At 45.4% G+C, this 707-nt stretch carries 1 protein-coding gene; it reads right to left on the bottom strand.

The window, feature by feature from the left end; all coding sequences use genetic code 11:
- A partial coding sequence (gene msrA, locus A3739_RS06760; protein ID WP_082878305.1) for a peptide-methionine (S)-S-oxide reductase MsrA occupies positions 1–614 on the bottom strand: 614 nt, incomplete at its 3' end.
- Between the last annotated feature and the right edge of the window lie 93 nt (positions 615–707).

The following is a 707-nucleotide window of genomic DNA, read 5'->3' as shown; positions in this document are numbered from 1 at the left end:
AGCCTGCAATACCCACCCGGATTCTTTGCTAAATACTGCTGATGGTAAGACTCTGCATAATAAAAAGCATTAAGCGGTTTTATTTCGGTCGTGATCGCACTATAGCTAAGCGACAACAATTTTTTCTCATATTCTTTTAGCGTTTTTAAAGCGACGGCCTCATGCTCAGGCTTCATCCAATATATAGCAGAGCGATATTGAGAACCGATGTCATTCCCCTGCCTCATGCCCTGTGTTGGGTCATGCTTTTCCCAGAAAACCTTCAAAATCTCTTGTATGCTAATTTTCGACGCATCAAAAATAACCAAAACGAGCTCAACATGGCCTGTCGCACCATTACAGACCGTTTTGTAGTCCGGATCAGCTTGCTCTCCTCCACCATAGCCAACCGCAGTCGAGACAACACCGTCGAGCTGCCAAAACGCACGTTCAGCCCCCCAAAAGCAACCAAGCCCAAGCGCAATACAGTCTAGATGTTCAGCAAAAGGAGGAGTAAATTGCGTGCCGTCGACGTAGTGTTGCGTTGAGGCGCCTTGCAACAATTGCCAATCAAATTGGATGCTAGCGGAGCCATCGCCGGAATAATTCACACTAGACATAAGTTTTTGAGTCATTATTACCTCCTTTCGAAAACATTCGAACTTTAACGCTCGCAATAATAGACCGCGAATTTGTTGTTTCGTCCAACATCAGAGCATCGGCCAAAT

This window comes from Oleiphilus sp. HI0067 (assembly GCF_001635735.1).
The sequence above is the reverse complement of the archived record's forward strand: the minus strand, read 5'-3'. Positions and strand labels throughout refer to the sequence as shown.